The following is a 17035-nucleotide window of genomic DNA, read 5'->3' as shown; positions in this document are numbered from 1 at the left end:
AGTGAAGAAGCAGTATGCGGTATTTGGGTTAGGTAGTTTTGGAGAAAGTGTTGCCATTGAGCTTCAAAAATTAGGTTGTGAAGTGGTTGCAATCGATGCAAATATGGAGCGTGTGGAGGCAATTGCGAATCAGGTGTCCTATGCTATGAAAGCAGACATTGAAGATGCAGATTTTATCCGTTCGCTTGGAACGAGGAATCTGGACGGAGTTGTGGTAGCGGCATCAGACAATATGGAAGCGAGTATCATGGCAACACTTGTGTGCAAGGAAATTGGCGTTCCATATGTTATGGCAAAGGCAAAAAATGAACTTCATGCAACAGTGCTTAAGAAAATCGGAGCAGATTCTGTTATTTTTCCGGAAAAAGAGATGGGAATGCGTGTGGCAAGGAATCTGATGTCTGCAAACTTTACGGACTGGATCGCGCTCTCACCGGATTATAGCCTGGTCGAAACAGAAGTGCCGGAAAAATGGGTTGGCAGGACGCTTTTAGAGTTAGATGTAAGAAAAACTTATGACGTTATTGTTGTGGGAATCAAGATGGGGGACAAAGTAGAAGTCAATCCAGATCCAAAAGAACTGCTGAAGGAAGGGAATGTTCTGATTTTGATTGGATCAAATCAGGCATTGGAAGCTATACAGTAGAAGAATGGAGAAAAACGAATGAATTTGATTTTTCTGGCAGCGGGCAACAGCACCCGGTTTGGCTCGAACAAGTTGTTATATAGGTTGAATGGAAAATGTATGTACCGCTACGGACTGGAAGTTGTAGCTGCATTGTGGCAGAAAGGGCTTTTAGATACCATAGTGATTGTGACGCAGTATGAAGAGATCATCTATGACATGGAAGCACATTTTTCGTACATGAAAACCGTGAATAATCCACATCCGGAAGCCGGAATATCCGGCTCTATCCGTCTTGGAGTGGAAAAGCTCATAGAATTGGAAGAAAAATGTGGAAAAACAGGCAGCCGAAAGAGGGAAGGCTGTATGTTTGCAGTGGCAGACCAGCCATATCTGACAAGAGAATCACTTGAAAACATGGTGGAAACATGGGAAGTTTCAAAGAAAGGTATCTTGGTTAGTGAAAATGCTGGAAGAATGGGGAATCCTGTTATTTTTGCATATAAATATTACGAGGAACTAAAAAAACTTGAAGGTGATGTGGGGGGGAAATGTGTATTAAAAAAACATCTGGACGATGTCCAGATGTTTGAAATGCCAGCGTCAGAGCTTAAAGATCTGGATTCACTGACGGAGATTCATGAATAACCATAACGACCCAAGGATTTTCTTTGGAACATTCAGCATCCGGGAAAAGTTCCAGTGATGTCCAGAAATATCCGGCTTTGAATTTTCTGCGGAAGCGATAGATGACAGATCCTTTTTCATGGAACATACGCAAACGAAGCTGGTCAAGAGTCATGATAGAGCGAAATTCATCTGCATCGTCCGGATGGACTAACTGTTCGTCCAGTAGGCGGGACATGTAGGTCTGATAATCGGTTTCATATTCAATTCCAAAACCTGCAAGAGACGAATCTCTTTTGATCGTTTCCATACCTCCGGTGATCAGATTAAATCTGGAGAGCAGAAGCATATGATCCAGAAGAATCCGGAAAATATTGTCACCTAACTTCCACATTTCCGGGGAATCAGGGAGCGCTTCGCAGACATTACGAATCCGGCTGACCTGTTCATGGGCGGCCCGGAAGTTCTCGATTGGAATCGTCTGAATGAGTTCCTCAGCAGCTTCTACCGACATAGGTCTGTGAAAATAAAATCCCTGACCATAGTTACAGTTCATGGATTTCAGAATCTCGGACTGTTCCTTTGTCTCAACACCTTCTGCAATGATTACAAGACCAAGCCGGTAAGCCATATCTACGATAGATTTCAGAATCTGAATTCCTTTTCCTTTATTCTTTGCATCGATCTGCATGAACTTCATATCTAGTTTCAGATAATCTACATTCGCGTCTTTTAACACATTTAAAGAAGAATATCCACTGCCAAAATCGTCCATGAGCACGTAAAAACCCTTTTTGTGGAAACGGGTAATAGTATTCTTTACAATGGTGTTGCTCTCTGCAAAGACAGATTCTGTAATTTCCACAGGCAGATATTCCGGGGAAATGTGGTACTGCTCTGTGAGCATTGACAAATATTGAGGCACGTCAATATTCGTAATGTCTATCATAGAGACATTGATGGAAATCGGAACAAGTTTGCAGCCTTTATCCCGCCAGGCGGCTAAAGTTTTGCAGACAGATTTCCAGATGTACATGTCAAAGCGGGTAATAAATCCACTGCTTTCGAACAGTGGGATAAATTCTCCGGGTGAGATAAAAGTTCCGTCAGATTTCTGCCATCTGGCAAGCGCCTCCATGCTGACCAGTTCACCGGTCGTCATGTTACATTTGGGCTGAAGATAGAAGATAAATTCGTGATTTTCCAGTCCATGTCGTGCATCCCGGAGAATGCGCTGCTTTAATTCTATTTTTTTAGTCATGCCAGATTCGAAATAGCAGATTCTGTTTCCAATCTTTCCAACGACACTGGAAGCCGCAATCTGCGCATTGTTGCACATCGTGCTGACATTCAGAGATTCGTCTTCAATCCGATAGACGCCGATGGATGGAAGGAAACTATCATCTTGTTCCAGCTTATCAATGTAATGATAAATTGTTGCATAAATGTGGCGGAGTTTGTGACCGTCATCTGGCATGCAGATAAAAAAGTCATCGGCACTAAAGTGTCCGGTGATGTAGTGATCTTCCTGGTGAAGGCTTCGAAGATAGGCAGCAATTTCCAGAAGCAGATAATCACCGCTGTCCTGCCCGTACCAGTCATTGAATAATTTAAAATTCTCAATATCGATGGCTACAATACACCAGCCTTGCGGATGCTTCTGGTCCAGAAAAGTACGCACTTCATTTAAAAATCTTTTTCTTATATATAGACCGCTAAGCGGTTCTAGATCCTGGATTGAGTCCGGGTAATTTGGCATAAAGAAGTCCTCCTGTTATCAAAATTATCAATTCATTTTACGCCAATCACTATTATAACATTCGTCAAATATGAGTTCAACATGGAGAGGAAAAAGAAAGAGGAAAATTCTTATGGAAATTTTTTCCACTTTCTGAATTTGATAAATAGAGGTGACGCGATTAGAGGCGGGAAATAAAATAGAGGTGACGCGGCTGGAGGCATGGAGTATCAGAAAGTGAAAAAATGTAAAATATACTAAATCACTTGGAATAAAAGGTGACAACATTTTTCACATGATTTATAATAGAAAGGTGTCTGGGGCTTTTGCCGGGACATTTTGAAATCTGATATGGGTCAGAAGGGAGATTATGTTATGCTGGAGGTAAAGAATCTTACATTCCAGGTTCAGGAGAATGGAGTAGAGAGAAGCATTGTTGAAAACATCAGTTTCGATGTTGCGGATGGCGAGATGCTTGTCATTACCGGACCAAATGGTGGAGGAAAGTCCACACTTGCGAAAGTTTTAATGGGAATTGAAAAAGCAAGCGCCGGGCAGATTATTTTAGATGGAGAGGATATCAGCAATTATGATATCAATCACAGAGCAGATGCAGGAATCGGTTATGCATTTCAGCAGCCACCGAGATTTAAAGGAATGACTGTTATGAAGCTGTTGTCACTCTCAGCAGGTAAAGAATTAAAAAGAGAAGAGTGTTGTAAGCTTTTAAGTACGGTCGGCCTTTGTGCAAATGAGTACATTGAAAGAGAAGTGGATGGCACACTATCAGGCGGTGAAATGAAACGTCTGGAGATTGCAACCGCACTTGCAAAATCGCACAAATTATGTATTTTTGATGAGCCGGAGGCAGGAATAGACCTTTGGAGTTTTTCCATGCTGATCGAACAGTTCGAGAAAATCCACAAAGAAAAGAAGGAAAGCCTGGTTCTCATTTCACATCAGGAGAGAATCATTCAGATGGCAGACCGGATCATGGTCATCGAAGACGGTAAGATCGCGTCCATTGGAGCAACTGACGAGATCCTTCCACAACTATTAGGAAAGACAGCAGATTCTTATAGCTGTCTGACATGCAGATAAGGAGGGAGGAAAGCAATATGATGACGTTAGATGAAATTACAAAAAAAGTACTGGAACAGATCGATGCAAGTGGATTTAAACAGTCAGGTGCATTTAACTTAAGACACAATGGAATTGCCCTCTGCCACGGTGACAGCGAACATATCAAAATTAAGAAAAAGCAGGATAAGCCGGGCATCGACATTTATATTGATGGTAAGACAGATGGAGAAGAAGTACATATTCCGGTCGTTGTAGATGCCACAGGAATGACCGATGTGGTTTATAATGATTTTTATATAGAAGAAGGAGCAAATGTAACGATTGTTGCAGGCTGTGGAATTCACAACAGCGGTTGCAATGAAAGCCGCCATGATGGAATCCACACATTTCACGTAGAAAAAAACTGCAACGTACATTATGTGGAGAAACACTATGGAGAAGGCGAAGGAACAGGAACAAGAGTCCTCAACCCGGTCACAGAAGTTTATCTTGGCGAGAATTCCGTCTTTACACTTGATACCGCACAGATAAAAGGTGTAGATTCCACTGTACGTGAGAATAATGTATATCTGGAGGCAAACTCAAAACTGTACGTTATAGAGAAGCTGATGACACATGGAAACCAGGAAGCAACTTCCAATATGATGGTAGAAATGAATGGTGAAGGAAGCTCTGCACAGATCGTATCCAGATCCGTTGCAAAAGGCAGCTCCAGGCAGATATTTCACCCAAGAGCAGTCGGTAAAAATCTCTGCCATGCTCACGTACAATGCGACTCTATTATCATGGATCATGCTGAAGTCAGCTCTATTCCGGAGATTAACGCAAAACATGTAGATGCAGCAATTATCCATGAGGCGGCTATCGGAAGGATCAACGACGAGCAACTTGTAAAACTCCGTACACTGGGAATGACAGAAGAAGAAGCAGAAGGAGTCATAATCGAAAACTTCCTGAACTAAAAAATGCTAAAAATTCAAGTCGAACATCCGTGAGACTTGGCGCGTGATTCTGGTCAGCAAAGCTGACATATTCCTATCAGAATCACTGCGCATCCTCGCGGAGCGTTTATCTCAGTCGGAGATTGGACTCCCACTGAGATAAATTTGCTGTTTTTTCTATTTTTGAGCAAAGAAAAACACCATAAACCCTCGAGTTTACGGTGTTTTATATCTTATGTCCAATGCGGAGAAAGGGACTTGAACCCTCACAGGATTGCTCCCACTAGAACCTGAATCTAGCGCGTCTGCCATTCCGCCATCTCCGCTCGACAAAAGATATGATATCATAGGTTGACGGAAAATGCAAACACTTTTTTGAATTTTTTTGAAAAAATGTTGTTGTTCTTTCGGTGGAAGGAAAGTTAATTACAAATGTCTTTTAATGGGCTGATCGTAATACCTTCTTCTGCCATAGCTTTTCGGATTTTCTCAACGAAAAGAAGAGCTTTTTCGCCATCACCGTGAACGCATACGGAATCAGCCTGAATGGAAATATCTTTTCCGGTGATTGTTGTAACTTTCTGCTCTTTTACCATGCGGATCACGCGGGCAATTGCTTCGTTCTCGTCTTTGATGACTGCACCTTCTTTGCGGCGGTTCACAAGTGTTCCGTCTTCTTCATAAGCGCGGTCTGCAAATACTTCGCTGGCTGCTTTAAGCCCCAGATCTTTTGCTGCACGGATCATTTCACTGCCAGAGAGTCCCATTACGATGATTTCCGGATCATAGGACTTAATAGCTTCACAGATAGCTTTAGAAAGCTCATAATCTTTTGCAGCCATATTATAGAGGGCTCCATGTGGTTTTACGTGCTGCAGGCGCATATTATGGGCTTTGCACATACCTCCAAGAGCGCTGATCTGATACAGAGTATACGCTTTTGCTTCTGCCGGAGAAACGGCCAGATTTCTACGGCCAAATCCCATCAGATCTGGAAATCCCGGATGTGCACCAATCTGAATCCCGGCCTCCTTCGTTTGCTCAATCGCAGTTGTCATCACAACCGGATCAGATGCATGAAAACCACATGCAATATTCGCAGAAGAAATCAGTGGAATAATCTTGTCATCATTTCCAATCGTATAACGGCCAAAACTCTCACCTAAATCACTATTTAAATCAACTTTGTACATAATAACATAACCTGCCCTTCTTTTATAAAATTTAATAATCTATATAGAAAATCAGAAGGCTCTGTAGATATATATCTATCTTTCCACATACATGACTTCTACACAAATTATAAATATTCAAAACATTGACTAATTACATATATAATAACATAAAAATTGCATATGAGATATGTAAAACATGGATTTTCAACACGAAAAAAGAGCAAGAAGCATAAGTCTCATCGGAATGCTTTGCATAAGGTCGTGCTGTCAATGCTTCTGCTCTTAGAGGAACATCTTGAAAATAGAAATTCCCAAATTATAAAGACTTACAGAAAATCAGAATAAAGTTTTTCAAGGATGCTTGCAAGTCTTAAACTTACTAGGTTAAAGAATGATATTATCGAATGGTGAAATAAGTTTCGTAAACTATAAAAAGAGCAAGAAGCATATGACCAGCCGACTTTATGCAATGAAGATGAGACTTATGAAATCGTGGAAGCCAATGCTGAATACGATTTCAGCGCTTTAAGGCTCATCGGAATGTTTTGCATAACGGAGGCTGGGGTAATGCTTCTGCTCTTAGTGTTATTGTTTGAAAATTATTTCAGCAAGATAATTAATCAATTTTTAACAACCGCTCAATAAATCCGGTATCTGCATTTCCTTCACAGAATTCAGGATTTTTCATGATCCGGTACTGGAAGTCCAGATTTGTCTCAACGCCCAGGATCACCATCTCGTCCAGCGCAGACCGCATTTTCTGGATTGCAGCATCTCTGTCCGGTGCATGAACGATAACTTTCGCAATCATGGAGTCATACTCGGAAGGAATGCGGTAGCCAGTGTAAAGACCGGTATCAACCCGCACACCATTTCCAGAAGGAAGGTGCAAATGTTTTACCACACCAGGACTTGGCATAAAGTTTTTCTCCGGAATTTCAGCGTTGATACGGCACTCAATGGCATGTCCGCGTGGTATGACCTCTTCCTGAGTGAAGCTAAGCGGCTCGCCCATGGCAACACGGATCTGTTCAATAATCAGGTCTGTGCCTGTAACCATTTCTGTGACACCGTGCTCGACTTGAATACGGGTATTCATTTCCATGAAGTAGTAAGTTCCGCTTTGGTCAAGAATGAACTCGATCGTTCCGGCATTTGTGTAACCAACAGCTTTTGCGGCAAGAACGGCATCGTGGTTCATGGAAGCGCGGGTATTGGCTGTGATAGCCGGAGAAGGAGATTCTTCAATCAACTTCTGGTGGTTGCGCTGTACAGAACAGTCACGTTCGCCGAGAGCCACTACATTTCCATGAGTGTCGGCCATGATCTGGATCTCTACATGGCGTGGGTTTTCAATATATTTTTCAATGTACATGGTGTCATCGCCAAATGCGTTGGCAGACTCTCTTTGAGCCATGTTGAAATTGAATTCAAAATCATCTTTAGAGCGGGAGACACGCATGCCTTTTCCACCTCCGCCGGAGGAGGCTTTGATCATAACCGGATAACCGATTTCGTCTGCAAGATTTTCGCCGGTCTCTACGTCATAGACTGGATCTTTCGTACCTGGAACGACCGGAACTCCGGCCTCCATCATTGTCTTTCTGGCGTGAGATTTATTTCCCATGCTGTCGATAACATCTGCACTTGGTCCGATAAATGCAATGCCGTGTTCTTCGCACAGACGTACAAAGTCTGAATTCTCAGAGAGAAAACCAAATCCAGGGTGGATCGCATCGGCTCCGATGTTCAGGGCAGCGGTGACAATTTGCTGCATATTCAGGTAATTGTTTCTGGCAGGGCCTTCACCGATACAGATACGCTGGTCGGCGAGCTGTACGTGAAGACTGTCTTTATCTTCTTTGGAATAGACTGCTACGCTGCGGATACCCATATTACGGCAGGCGCGGATAATACGAACAGCAATCTCTCCGCGGTTTGCAATCAATATTTTATGAAACATGGAACTCCTCCTTAGTCGTCAAGCTTCTTTACTTTAAAGAGTGGCTGACCATATTCAACTCTCTGTTCGTTGCTGACAAGAACGGCCTCGATCTCGCAGTCAAAATCACTTTCAATCTCATTCATCAGTTTCATAGCTTCCAGAATACATACAGTCTCGCCGGCTTTTACGCGGTCACCGACTTTTACGAAAGCTTTAGCTTCCGGTGAAGGTGCGGAGTAAAATGTTCCGACGATCGGGGAAGTAATGTATGTTTCTTCTTCCACTGCTCCAGAAGTCTCATCTGCAGTAGCAGCTTCCGGTGCAGCAGTTCCTGCAACCGGCATTCCCATACCTGGTGCAAATGGGACGGCAACGCTTTCGCCTGCGCGTTTACTCATTTTTATTTTAATATCGCCTTCCTGAATGGAAAATTCCTGCAGGGAAGACTCTTCGATAATTTTTACAAGCTTTTCAATTTTATCTAAATTCATGATGTCCTTCCTTTCTTTTTACTGGAATAATTTGCTGATTCGTTTTGCGACCAGACGGCAGTCCAGAACCTCTTTACAAGGCTGGTAGATCTGATGTCTGAATTCGTTCATTTCTTTTGCTTCAAGTGCAAGGAGTTCCTGGGCTTCTTCTACAGTAACTGCCTGGAACTTCACTTTATGATCTGTCTTTCTCTGAACCAGTTTTGGAATATCTACAGAGATGACTGTAGCAATCTTCGCATATCCGCCGGTAGTCTGTCTGTCCGCCAGCAGAATGATTGGTTTTCCATGGCTAGGTACCTGAACAGAACCGAATGCGATTCCATCAGAGATAATGTCTGTTGTTGACTTTGATGCAATAAATGGTCCTTCCAGACGGCAGCCCATGCGGTCGAACTCACTCGTTACAACATATTCGGAAGATAGAAATGTCTCTTTTCCTGCCGCGGTAAATGCATCGTCCTGTGGTCCCATAATCACGCGCAGTGTAATGTTGTCCTGATCAAACTCGTTGAGATCCAGGCTTCTAGACAGGAAATAAGGCAAGTATCTTCTTTTGGCACGGAAGCTGATATAGTCACCGTCTAAGAGGCGGCGTCCCTTAAATCCTCCAAGTCCACATTTGATGTTGGTAGAGCGGCTTCCCATAACGACCGGGATTTCCAGATAACTGGAAAATGCGATGTAGCCGCGGCTTCCGGTACGGCAGCCACGAAATGAGAGAATATCTCCACGGTGCATATAGAGCGCCGTATACATTTTCACAGGCTTTCCGTTGACCTGTGGCTGAAAATCACCTCCCGTGATAGCGATGATCGTCTCGGAAGTAAATTCCAGTGTTGGTCCAAGAAGAGTGAATTCGAGAACTGCTTCATTTTCCGGATTATCCAGAAGAAGATTGGCAATTTTGAAGGAGCGGCGGTCCATAACACCAGATACGCCGAACCCCTGGCTCTGATAGCCCGGGCGCCCACTGTCCTGTACAGTTGTAAGCATTCCGCCTTTTAAAATGCGAATTCCCATATTACACTCCTTTCTGGCGAATCACACACTCGTAAGTCCCCTGATTCACCTGTTCTTTAATCTCAAGAAAATCTTTTTCTGTGACCGGTACAAAATGAATATAATCACCGGCTTCGAAAAGGATTGGAATCTCGCGGTTCGGATCATAAGTCTTTACCGGAGTCAGCCCCAGAAGCTGCCAGCCTCCAGGGGAGTCGAGCGGATAGATTCCCGTCTGGGAACCGCCGATTCCGACGCTTCCTGCCGGAATCTTAATACGCGGATTTGCAAGTCTTGGTGTGTGGATCCGTTCGTCCAGTCCCCCAAGATAAGAAAATCCAGGAAGGAATCCGAGCATGTAGATCAGATAGTCTTCACTGCTGTGGATATCAATTACTTCCTGAGTAGAAAGATTGGCATGCATTGCGATATTTTCCAGGTCAGGTCCATATTCGCCACCGTAGCAGACCGGAATATCAAAGATCCGTGACGGAGCAGTTTCCTGGCTGACCTCAAGTTTTAACAGCTTTTCCAGACGCTCTTTTAATGCGCCGTAATTTACAACTCTTGGATCGTAGTTGATCAGAAGACTTGTAAATGCAGGAATCATATCTTTGACTCCTTCAACATGCTGGGCCTTCATCAGATGGACGAAGGCCGTAATTGTTGCATTGATCTCCGGGGAGATCTCCTGTCCGAATTCAATCAGGACAGAAGAGTCACCGGCTGTGTGGATTTTCATTTCTTCCATAAAAAACATCTCCTTATCCGAACAGTGCGCTCAGCTTTCCAAGGGAAGTGATTCCAAGGTATGCAGAGATTACAACTACAATAATTCCAAGGATTAGAAGCACGATCGGGTGTTTGTAGTTCTCGCCCATGATAGACTTCTTCTGAGATGCGATCAGACATACTCCCAATGTAATAGGAAGGATCAGTCCGTTGAGGGCACCTGCTAATACGAGCAGAGTTGCAGGCTGTCCGATGAGAGCCATAACAACGGTGCTAAGAGCGATAAATCCTACGATGAACCATTTTTCATTGTTGGCAATTGTCTTGCTGAAAGTTTTCAGGAAAGATACAGATGTGTAGGCGCATCCGATGATAGATGTAACAGCCGCACACAAAAGTACCAGTCCGAAGAAACGGTATCCGATCTGACCTGCACCCTGTAAAAATGCGTCGGCAGCCGGGTTGCTTGCATCAAGAGTTGTAGCCGGGGAAGTTGCAGTCTCAACAACAACGCCTAAGATTGCAAGGAAAAGTAAGATACGGACGATCGTTGCAATTCCGACTCCCATAACAGAACTCTTGGTGATCTCTTTTAAATTCTCTTCTTTTGTAATACCGGCATCGATCAGACGATGTGCACCGGCAAATGTGATGTATCCGCCAACAGTTCCGCCAAGAAGTGTCAGAATTGCAGGGAAGATACTGTCCATAGGAGCAGTTGGTACAAATGTTTCCTTGACAGCCATTCCTACTGGTGGTTTTACAATCAGGATGACAACAAAAATAACGACGATCATGATACCACCAAGAATTTTTGTCAGTGTGTCCATTGCATCTAATGCATTTTTATAAAGGAATACACAGATTGCGATTGCTCCTGCGAGGAAGCAGCCATATGTAGTCGGGATGCCAAGCAAGGTGTTGAATCCGAGGGCACCGCCGCCAACGTTACCAATGTTGAATACAAGTCCGCCGGCTACAACGAGGAATGCAATCACATATCCAAGACCTGGCAGGACTTTGTTAGCAACGTCCTGACCACGCATACCGGATACGCATAAGACTCTCCATACATTAAGCTGAACGATTGCTGCTAAAATAACTGATACTAAGATTACGAAGCCAAAGCTTCCTTTGAGGTTTCCTGTGAACTGTCCGGTCTGTGTAAGAAATCCAGGACCAATTGCAGAGGTTGCCATAAGAAACGCTGCACCAATGAGAGCACTGGCACTTTTTTTGTTTGTGTTTTTCTCCATAACTACTCTTCCTTTCGATAAATCATTTTGTATAGTATACAATTATACAGAAACTCGGGAAAATACGCAAATAAAAAACAGAAAGTTTAGAAAAACTTTCTGTTTTTAACCACATTTTAACGGACTTCGATGCCATTTACCTCAAGATGATCGTCAATCGCGATGACAAGACAGCGTCTTCCATCGATTTCACGGGTCTCTACGAGGTCGGATCTTTCCGGATTAACTTTTACTACAATATCAGGTGTCTCAATCTGGAAAGTTTTGACACTGGCAATGTTGGAAGCAAGGAGAGTATTTTTCTCACCGACAGCTTCCTCAAAATTCTTATCGAAATGTTCCATTTTTTCTTCCGGGACTCCACTTCGCTCTAACAGGTGTTTCACGTCTGGGCGGGACAGCTCCAGTGGGTCAGGAGATTCCTTAGCTTCTTCCATAAGTTCATTCAGATTGTCGTGGATATTGCGGACGGTGTCATAGTCACAATCCTCACCGAGTGTATCACTGACAAGAGACTGAAACGTTGTCTTTTGATCCTTTGCAGTAAGCGGTGTAATATTGCCAAGTACATTTGCAATAAAGTCAGGCTGGAGATCTTCTGGTTTCTTGGAGTAGTACAGGACGTGATGAACGTCACTTGCACGATCCTGGAAAGCCGGGAAGAGAAAACCGGTCGCAGGCATCTCCACGAACCAGTCACGGATACGGTCTTCAATATTGTTCTTTTCGGCGTTATATGTAAGTCCGGCTTTCGTCAATTTTACCGGGCAGACACTGCACATGATATGTTCATATACGGTATCGGAAGCGTCAAACATTTCCATATTATCGGAAGATTTCCCTGGCACGTCGTATGCAGCATGAATCAATATAATATAGTAGTTTTCCGCGAATTCGTAGTTCTCAATAACCTTGTCGTAGAATTCTTCCAAAAGCAGATCATCAGTAAGCTTCGTATCGCGCAGCCTTAAAAGGAGCTCCTGCGCGCCGCCTTCCAGCTCCTGGTCCAGCGGGAATTCCATAGTCATCAGGTTCTTGCCAACAGTTCCGGATAATGTATGCCTGAAAATGTCAAAATACTTGAAAGCTTCTTCCTCCGGCATGGAAAGAAAAGCTTTTTTCATCTCCATTTTTTTCTCTTTTTCATGATCCACATAACAGCCGCAGATACGGGTAATTGTGCAGTTTTCCGGGGTAAACTGCTTGCGGATCTCCAAAACTTCTTTTTTATTCATAAATCAGATACACTCCCTTACGATATAGTTACCATAAAAGATAGTATAGAGAGTTTTCGGGGGAAAATCAATGGGTTTTAGAAGAGGAGAAAAGTCGGATTTAAGAAAAATGTTCTTGACAAAGCTTTTTTTGTTATGTATACTTTGAAAGTCAAAATAATTGAAACTCAAATAAATTGAAGTTCAAAGAAAAACTTCAGAAAGGAAAGATATGAGTGCAAGATTTTGTGGAACAGGCTCCTGTGTCCCGGATTATGTTATGGATAATGATGGGGTTGCAGAGCTTGTAGAGACAAGTGATTCATGGATCAGAGAACGGACCGGAATTGCGAGACGCCATATTGCAGTGAAAGAGACGACCGTGTCCATGGCGAATGAAGCTGCAAAACGAGCTCTTGATAATGCAGGAGTTTTACCAGAAGAACTGGATCTGATTCTGATGTCCACGATTTCTTCGGATGTCATTATTCCATGTGGTGCATGCGAAGTGCAAAAGGCCATTGGTGCAGACAAAGCAGTCTGTTTTGATTTAAATGGAGCATGTACCGGGTTTGTACTGGCATACAATACAGCATTGGCATACATAGAAAGTGGGATTTATCAGACAGTTCTGATCGTAGGAAGTGAATCGCTGTCCAGGCTGACGAACTGGAAGGACCGTGGGACGTGTATTCTTTTCGGAGACGGCGCCGGTGCAGCAGTAATAAAAAAAGATGAAAGAGCCAGTTATATTCCGGCGGCACATTCTGACGGGACTCGAGGAGAGGCGCTTTTGTGTCACAGTAAGCGAGAGGAGAATGGACTTCCTCTTCAGAAAAATGATGAGATTGGCGGGAAACATTTGAACAGTGAAGACTATCTCATGCAGATGGACGGTCAGGGAGTATTCCGGTTTGCGATTAAGCAGGTACCGGAAGTCATTCAGGAAGTGCTGGAAAAAAATGAAGTAAAACCAGAAGAAATCGATTGGTACATTTTACATCAGGCGAACCGGAGAATTCTGGAAGCTGTAGCAAAACGCATGGGCGAACCGGTCGAAAAATTCCCAATGAACATGGAAGAGTATGGAAATACATCTTCCGCAAGTATTCCGATTCTGTTAGATGAAATGAACAGAGACGGAAGATTAAAACGAGGACAGAAAATCGTGCTGGCAGGATTCGGGGCAGGCCTGACCTGGGGCGCAACAATTATTGAATGGTAAAAGGAGAAAAAAATTATGTTAGAGCAGATTAGAGAGATTATCGCAGAGAATTTAGCAATTGATGTGGAGAAGGTTACAGAGAGTGCAGATTTCAAAGAGGATTTAGACGCAGATTCCTTAGACCTCTTCGAGATGGTAACAGCATTAGAAGATGAATATGAGATCGAAATTCCGGAAGAAGACCTTCCGACACTCAAAACAGTCGGCGACGTAGTGAAATACGTGGAAGCACATAAAGAATAAAGATATAGCCTTCGACAGATTGCTGACTCTTTTAGAAGTGTGAATGCAAGAAAGGAAACAAATGATGCAGACAGAAATAACAAGACTTCTCGGAATAAAATACCCGATCATCCAAGGTGGTATGGCATGGGTAGCTGAGCATCATCTGGCGGCTGCTGTTTCAGAAGCAGGTGGTCTTGGACTTATTGGTGCCGCCAGTGCTCCGGCAGAGTGGGTGCGCGAGCAGATACGGGCAGCACGCAAGCTGACGGACAAACCATTTGGAGTGAATATTATGCTTATGAGCCCTTATGCGGCTGATGTTGCGAAAGTAATTGTGGAAGAAGGTGTCCAGGTCGTGACGACTGGAGCCGGAAGTCCGGGAAAATATATGGAAATGTGGAAGGAAGCAGGAGTGAAAGTAATTCCTGTTGTTGCTTCTGTGGCTCTTGCGAAACGTATGGAGCGGGCAGGAGCCGATGCAATTGTTGCAGAAGGCTGCGAGTCTGGCGGACATGTCGGAGAGAGCACGACTATGACACTTGTACCACAGGTCGTTGATGCAGTCGATATTCCGGTTATTGCCGCAGGTGGAATCGGAGACGGAAGAGGAATTGCAGCAACATTTATGCTGGGAGCAAAGGCTGTACAGATGGGAACTGCATTTGTTGTCACAGAAGAGGCACAGGTGCATCAGAATTATAAGGATAAGATTTTAAAGGCAAGTGACATTGATACAAGAGTCACAGGACGTACAACAGGACACCCGGTACGGGCACTTCGCAATGAGATGACAAAGAAATACTTGAAGATGGAACAGGAAGGTGCTCCATTTGAAGAGTTGGAACTTATGACTCTTGGAGGTCTTAGAAAAGCTGTCGTAGACGGTGATGTGAAGACTGGAAGTGTCATGTCAGGCCAGATCGCGGGACTGGTAAATGAGCAGATGAGCTGTCAGTCATTGATCCAAAAACTGGTCAGAGAAACAGACGCTTTGATAGGCACTCTGAATCTGTATGAAACCGAAGTGTAGTAATTGGAGGATAAGAAATATATGAGTAAGATTGCATTTATCTATCCGGGACAAGGGGCGCAGAAATGTGGCATGGGTGCAGATTTTTACGAAAACAGCGCCAGTGTCAGAAAGCTCTTTGATGAAGCAGGCGAACGGCTGGGGCTGGATATGAAAGCATTGTGTTTTGAGGAAAATAATCTCTTAGACCAGACAGAATATACACAGGCGGCAATGGTAACAACATGCCTTGCCATGACAGAAGTTCTGATGGAACGTGGAGTAAAACCAGATATTACAGCGGGACTGAGCCTTGGCGAATACGCAGCCATCTCTGTGGCCGGCGGGCTGGAGCCGATCGATGCGATCCGCCTTGTGAGAAAACGTGGAATTTTGATGCAGCATACAGTTCCGGCAGGAGAAGGCGCTATGTGCGCGATTCTTGGATTAGATGCAGAGAAAATCGAAGCAGTGACAGCAGAGATGGAAGGTGTATCTGTAGCGAACTATAACTGTCCGGGTCAGATTGTTCTTACAGGAAAAACAAAAGCAGTTGAAAAAGCGGCAGAACATTTGAAAGAGGCGGGTGCAAAACGTACCGTAATGTTAAATGTTAGTGGTCCGTTTCATTCTACGCTCTTACTCCCGGCGGCAAAGGAACTGGAAATGGAGCTAGATAAGACAGAATTTCATGAGCTTATGATCCCTTATATTACAAATGTGACGGCAGAAGCAGTTACGGATGTTCGTAAGAGTCCGGGATTACTTGTGGCACAGCTTACATCGTCCGTTCGCTGGCAACAGAGCATGGAGAAAATGATCGCAGATGGAGTTGATACATTTATCGAAATCGGACCGGGCAAGACTTTGGCAGGATTTATGAAAAAGATTGACCGAAGCGTCAAGGTCTGCAATGTAACAACATGGGAAGATCTGGAAAAGATCATATAGAAACAAGGCGAAAATGACAGGAGTTATAAATAAAATGGAAAAAAAGGTAGCAGTTGTGACAGGAGCTTCCCGTGGAATTGGCGCGGCAATCGCAAGAGAGCTGGCAGCAGCGGGCATGTATGTTGTGATCAATTACTGTGGCAGCGAGGAAAAAGCACAGGAATTAAAGACAGAAATTGAGCAAAATGGAGGAGAAGCTTCTATATATAAATGTGATGTTTCTGACAACGTGGCATGTAAAGAATTTATTGGAAATGTGATCGCGGAATACGGACATCTGGATGTGCTGGTGAATAATGCAGGTATTACAAGAGATGGTCTGTTGATGCGGATGTCAGAAGAAGATTTTGACGCTGTGTTAGATACGAATCTAAAAGGCGCATTTCATACAATCCAGGCGGTATCCAGACAGATGTTAAAGCAAAGAAGCGGGCGCATCGTGAATATTTCATCTGTAGTTGGTGTGTCTGGAAATGCAGGACAGGTCAATTATGCAGCTTCCAAGGCCGGAATCATCGGACTTACAAAAGCTGTGGCAAAAGAGCTTGGCTCCAGAGGAATTACTGTGAATGCAGTAGCTCCTGGATTTATTGACACAGATATGACGCAGAGCCTGCCGGAAAAGGTTGTAGAGACTACGCTTGCCCAGATTCCTCTTGGAAAATTTGGAGTGCCTGAGCAGGTGGCAAAAGCAGTTGCATTTCTCGCATCGGAAGATGCTTCTTATATTACCGGACAAGTGCTGCATGTAGACGGCGGCATGGTAATGTAGAAAGTGATGCAGGAGAAGGAGTAC

17 protein-coding genes and 1 tRNA gene are annotated in these 17035 nt (G+C 43.8%); 9 read left to right on the top strand and 9 right to left on the bottom strand.

The window, feature by feature from the left end:
• Nucleotide 1 precedes the first annotated feature (1 nt).
• A complete protein-coding gene (locus C7E02_RS14930; RefSeq protein ID WP_029731463.1) occupies nucleotides 2–646 on the top strand; it encodes a potassium channel family protein in 645 nt (214 codons plus the stop codon).
• An 18-nt stretch (nucleotides 647–664) separates the two neighbouring features.
• Entirely contained in the window at nucleotides 665–1273 is a 609-nt protein-coding gene (locus C7E02_RS14925; protein ID WP_105310003.1) for a nucleotidyltransferase family protein, read from the top strand.
• Here C7E02_RS14925 and C7E02_RS14920 read toward each other — a convergent pair.
• The gene (locus C7E02_RS14920; protein WP_105310002.1) at nucleotides 1236–3011 is read right to left on the bottom strand and encodes a putative bifunctional diguanylate cyclase/phosphodiesterase; all 1776 of its coding nucleotides are present in this window, start codon (nucleotides 3009–3011) and stop codon (nucleotides 1236–1238) included. The two genes, C7E02_RS14925 and C7E02_RS14920, sit on opposite strands and share 38 nt — an antisense overlap.
• A gap of 354 nt (nucleotides 3012–3365) precedes the next feature.
• On the opposite strand from C7E02_RS14920, the gene C7E02_RS14915 reads away from it, so the two are divergent.
• Nucleotides 3366–4091 (top strand): ABC transporter ATP-binding protein, encoded by a 726-nt coding sequence (locus C7E02_RS14915; RefSeq protein ID WP_105310001.1) that lies wholly within the window; start codon nucleotides 3366–3368, stop codon nucleotides 4089–4091.
• A gap of 17 nt (nucleotides 4092–4108) precedes the next feature.
• A complete protein-coding gene (locus tag C7E02_RS14910; protein ID WP_105310000.1) occupies nucleotides 4109–5035 on the top strand; it encodes a SufB/SufD family protein in 927 nt (308 codons plus the stop codon).
• Between the two features lie 222 nt (nucleotides 5036–5257).
• Here C7E02_RS14910 and C7E02_RS14905 read toward each other — a convergent pair.
• The 8 genes from C7E02_RS14905 to C7E02_RS14870 all read right to left on the bottom strand — a co-directional run bounded on the left by C7E02_RS14905 (nucleotide 5258) and on the right by C7E02_RS14870 (nucleotide 12850).
• Nucleotides 5258–5340, bottom strand: a tRNA-Leu gene (locus C7E02_RS14905).
• Between the two features lie 96 nt (nucleotides 5341–5436).
• Nucleotides 5437–6207, bottom strand: coding sequence for a LamB/YcsF family protein (locus C7E02_RS14900; RefSeq protein WP_005333160.1), 771 nt, complete (start codon nucleotides 6205–6207; stop codon nucleotides 5437–5439).
• Between the two features lie 598 nt (nucleotides 6208–6805).
• On the bottom strand, nucleotides 6806–8152 hold the full coding sequence (gene accC, locus C7E02_RS14895; RefSeq protein ID WP_105309999.1) for an acetyl-CoA carboxylase biotin carboxylase subunit: 1347 nt from the start codon (nucleotides 8150–8152) through the stop codon (nucleotides 6806–6808).
• Between the two features lie 11 nt (nucleotides 8153–8163).
• Entirely contained in the window at nucleotides 8164–8625 is a 462-nt protein-coding gene (accB, locus tag C7E02_RS14890) for an acetyl-CoA carboxylase biotin carboxyl carrier protein (protein ID WP_022278885.1), read from the bottom strand.
• An 18-nt stretch (nucleotides 8626–8643) separates the two neighbouring features.
• A complete protein-coding gene (locus tag C7E02_RS14885; RefSeq protein WP_005333165.1) occupies nucleotides 8644–9648 on the bottom strand; it encodes a biotin-dependent carboxyltransferase family protein in 1005 nt (334 codons plus the stop codon).
• A 1-nt stretch (nucleotide 9649) separates the two neighbouring features.
• A complete protein-coding gene (gene pxpB, locus C7E02_RS14880) occupies nucleotides 9650–10378 on the bottom strand; it encodes a 5-oxoprolinase subunit PxpB (RefSeq protein WP_029731469.1) in 729 nt (242 codons plus the stop codon).
• Nucleotides 10379–10391: 13 nt separating this feature from the next.
• Nucleotides 10392–11615, bottom strand: coding sequence for an NRAMP family divalent metal transporter (locus C7E02_RS14875; RefSeq protein WP_022278883.1), 1224 nt, complete (start codon nucleotides 11613–11615; stop codon nucleotides 10392–10394).
• Nucleotides 11616–11731: 116 nt separating this feature from the next.
• Nucleotides 11732–12850 carry a DUF4317 domain-containing protein gene (locus C7E02_RS14870; protein ID WP_022278882.1) on the bottom strand — a complete coding sequence of 373 codons (1119 nt, stop codon included), beginning with the start codon at nucleotides 12848–12850 and terminating at the stop codon, nucleotides 11732–11734.
• A gap of 211 nt (nucleotides 12851–13061) precedes the next feature.
• Here C7E02_RS14870 and C7E02_RS14865 point away from each other — a divergent pair, with 211 nt between their 5' ends.
• The 5 genes from C7E02_RS14865 (at nucleotide 13062) to fabG (ending at nucleotide 17011) form a co-directional block, all read left to right on the top strand.
• The gene (locus C7E02_RS14865) at nucleotides 13062–14054 is read left to right on the top strand and encodes a beta-ketoacyl-ACP synthase III (protein ID WP_005339505.1); all 993 of its coding nucleotides are present in this window, start codon (nucleotides 13062–13064) and stop codon (nucleotides 14052–14054) included.
• A gap of 15 nt (nucleotides 14055–14069) precedes the next feature.
• Nucleotides 14070–14297: an acyl carrier protein gene (acpP, locus tag C7E02_RS19435; protein WP_005333177.1), complete on the top strand. Its 228-nt coding sequence runs from the start codon at nucleotides 14070–14072 to the stop codon at nucleotides 14295–14297.
• Between the two features lie 64 nt (nucleotides 14298–14361).
• Entirely contained in the window at nucleotides 14362–15309 is a 948-nt protein-coding gene (fabK, locus tag C7E02_RS14860) for an enoyl-[acyl-carrier-protein] reductase FabK (RefSeq protein WP_105309998.1), read from the top strand.
• 21 nt (nucleotides 15310–15330) lie between these two features.
• Nucleotides 15331–16239, top strand: coding sequence for an ACP S-malonyltransferase (gene fabD, locus C7E02_RS14855; protein ID WP_105309997.1), 909 nt, complete (start codon nucleotides 15331–15333; stop codon nucleotides 16237–16239).
• A 34-nt stretch (nucleotides 16240–16273) separates the two neighbouring features.
• Nucleotides 16274–17011 (top strand): 3-oxoacyl-[acyl-carrier-protein] reductase, encoded by a 738-nt coding sequence (fabG, locus tag C7E02_RS14850; RefSeq protein ID WP_105309996.1) that lies wholly within the window; start codon nucleotides 16274–16276, stop codon nucleotides 17009–17011.
• Nucleotides 17012–17035: the final 24 nt, after the last annotated feature.

The organism is Dorea sp. Marseille-P4042 (assembly GCF_900290215.1).
Lineage (GTDB): Bacteria > Bacillota > Clostridia > Lachnospirales > Lachnospiraceae > Dorea > Dorea formicigenerans.
Note: the sequence above shows the minus strand (reverse complement) of the source record. Positions and strands in the feature narration are given on the sequence as shown.

Bases quoted from the DNA above. Each gene is read 5' to 3' on its own strand.
- C7E02_RS14925 (WP_105310003.1), top strand. From the start codon at position 665: ATGAATTTGATTTTTCTGGCAGCGGGCAACAGCACCCGGTTTGGCTCG.
- C7E02_RS14920 (WP_105310002.1), bottom strand. From the start codon at position 3,011: ATGCCAAATTACCCGGACTCAATCCAGGATCTAGAACCGCTTAGCGGT.
- C7E02_RS14915 (WP_105310001.1), top strand. From the start codon at position 3,366: ATGCTGGAGGTAAAGAATCTTACATTCCAGGTTCAGGAGAATGGAGTA.
- C7E02_RS14910 (WP_105310000.1), top strand. From the start codon at position 4,109: ATGATGACGTTAGATGAAATTACAAAAAAAGTACTGGAACAGATCGAT.
- C7E02_RS14900 (WP_005333160.1), bottom strand. From the start codon at position 6,207: ATGTACAAAGTTGATTTAAATAGTGATTTAGGTGAGAGTTTTGGCCGT.
- accC (WP_105309999.1), bottom strand. From the start codon at position 8,152: ATGTTTCATAAAATATTGATTGCAAACCGCGGAGAGATTGCTGTTCGT.
- accB (WP_022278885.1), bottom strand. From the start codon at position 8,625: ATGAATTTAGATAAAATTGAAAAGCTTGTAAAAATTATCGAAGAGTCT.
- C7E02_RS14885 (WP_005333165.1), bottom strand. From the start codon at position 9,648: ATGGGAATTCGCATTTTAAAAGGCGGAATGCTTACAACTGTACAGGAC.
- pxpB (WP_029731469.1), bottom strand. From the start codon at position 10,378: ATGGAAGAAATGAAAATCCACACAGCCGGTGACTCTTCTGTCCTGATT.
- C7E02_RS14875 (WP_022278883.1), bottom strand. From the start codon at position 11,615: ATGGAGAAAAACACAAACAAAAAAAGTGCCAGTGCTCTCATTGGTGCA.
- C7E02_RS14870 (WP_022278882.1), bottom strand. From the start codon at position 12,850: ATGAATAAAAAAGAAGTTTTGGAGATCCGCAAGCAGTTTACCCCGGAA.
- C7E02_RS14865 (WP_005339505.1), top strand. From the start codon at position 13,062: ATGAGTGCAAGATTTTGTGGAACAGGCTCCTGTGTCCCGGATTATGTT.
- acpP (WP_005333177.1), top strand. From the start codon at position 14,070: ATGTTAGAGCAGATTAGAGAGATTATCGCAGAGAATTTAGCAATTGAT.
- fabK (WP_105309998.1), top strand. From the start codon at position 14,362: ATGCAGACAGAAATAACAAGACTTCTCGGAATAAAATACCCGATCATC.
- fabD (WP_105309997.1), top strand. From the start codon at position 15,331: ATGAGTAAGATTGCATTTATCTATCCGGGACAAGGGGCGCAGAAATGT.
- fabG (WP_105309996.1), top strand. From the start codon at position 16,274: ATGGAAAAAAAGGTAGCAGTTGTGACAGGAGCTTCCCGTGGAATTGGC.